Source organism: Burkholderia sp. BC1, from assembly GCF_052683555.1.
Map to the genome: position 1 here is coordinate 1 of NZ_JBQYLP010000165.1, position 1845 is coordinate 1845.

A 1845-nucleotide genomic window follows, 5' to 3' on the forward strand; every position below is an offset into this window, starting at 1 on the left:
GACCGGTGCGCTGAACGGCGTGGTCAGCACGGTGACGGGCGCGCTGGGCGGCAACGATCCGACGGGTGCATTGAATGGCGTGGTCGGTACGGTTACGGGCGCACTTGGCGGCGCGAACAACCCGACCGGTGCACTGAACGGCGTGGTCAGCACGGTGACGGGCGCCCTCGGTGGCAATGGTCCGACGGGCGCATTGAACGGCGTCGTGACGACGGCGCAAGGCGCGGTCAACTCGGTGACCGGTGCGCTGGGCGGCACGAATCCCGGCGGCGCGCTGAGCGGTGTGGTCAGTACGGTCACGGGCGCATTGGGCGACAATAACCCGACTGGCGCACTGAACGGTGTCGTGAACACGGCAACCAATGCAGTCAACACGATCGTCGCAGCACATGGCGCGCTGGATCAAGCCGTGATCGATCTGGCGAGCAACGGGTTGAACGGTGCCGTCGGCACGGTGACGGGCGCGTTGGGCGGCAACAACCCGACGGGCGCGCTGAACGGTGTGGTCGGCACGGTGCAGGGCACGGTGAACTCGGTCACCGGTGCGCTCGGCGGCAGCAATCCGACCGGTGCGTTGAGCGGTGTCGTCAACACGGTGACGGGCGCCCTTGGCGGCAACAACCCGACGGGTGCGCTGAACGGTGTGGTGAGCACGGTCACCGGCGCGCTCGGCGGCAATGGTCCGACGGGCGCATTGAACGGCGTCGTGACGACGGCACAAGGCGCAGTCAATTCGGTCACGGGCGCACTGGGCGGCAGCAATCCGACGGGTGCGTTGAACGGCGTGGTGAGCACGGTCACCGGCGCGCTCGGCGGCAATGGTCCGACCGGCGCATTGAACGGTGTCGTGACCACGGCGCAAGGCGCGGTGAATTCGGTCACGGGCGCACTGGGCGGCACGAATCCGGGCGGAGCGCTGAGTGGTGTGGTCGATAAGGTGACCGGGGCACTGGGCGGCACGAATCCGACGGGCGCGTTGAACGGCGTCGTGACGACGGCACAGGGCGCAGTGAATTCGGTTACCGGAGCGCTTGGCGGCACGAATCCCGGCGGCGCGCTGGGCGGCGTGGTGAGCACGGTGACCGGCGCGCTCGGTGGCAATGGCCCGACGGGCGCACTGAACGGCGTCGTCACGACGGCACAAGGCGCAGTGAATTCGGTCACCGGGGCACTGGGTGGTACGAATCCGGGCGGAGCGCTGAGTGGTGTGGTCGACAAGGTGACGGGCGCGCTGGGCGGAGCCAATCCGACTGGCGCACTGAACGGCGTCGTAACGACGGCACAAGGCGCGGTGAATTCGGTCACCGGGGCGCTCGGCGGCACGAATCCTGGTGGTGCGCTGGGCGGTGTGGTCGACAAGGTGACTGGCGCACTGGGTGGCACGAATCCGACGGGTGCACTGAACGGCGTCGTAACGACGGCACAAGGTGCAGTGAATTCGGTGACGGGGGCGCTCGGCGGCACGAATCCGGGCGGTGCTCTGGGCGGCGTGGTCGATAAGGTGACCGGCGCACTGGGCGGTACGAACCCGACCGGTGCACTGAACGGCGTGGTGAGCACGGTCACCGGCGCGCTGGGTGGCAATGGCCCGACGGGCGCGTTGAATGGCGTCGTCACGACGGCACAAGGCGCGGTGAATTCGGTCACGGGTGCACTGGGCGGCACGAATCCGGGCGGCGCGCTGAGTGGTGTGGTCGACAAGGTGACGGGCGCGCTGGGCGGCACCAACCCGACTGGCGCACTGAACGGCGTCGTAACGACGGCGCAAGGTGCGGTGAACTCGGTGACGGGTGCACTGGGCGGCAGCAACCCGACGGGCGCGCTGAACGGCGTGATCGGCACGGT

At 68.9% G+C, this 1845-nt stretch carries 1 protein-coding gene; it reads left to right on the plus strand.

Annotated elements, in window-relative coordinates:
• On the plus strand, nt 1-1845 hold a 1845-nt coding region (locus tag ACSHSS_RS30115; RefSeq protein ID WP_445545965.1), incomplete at both ends, for a beta strand repeat-containing protein.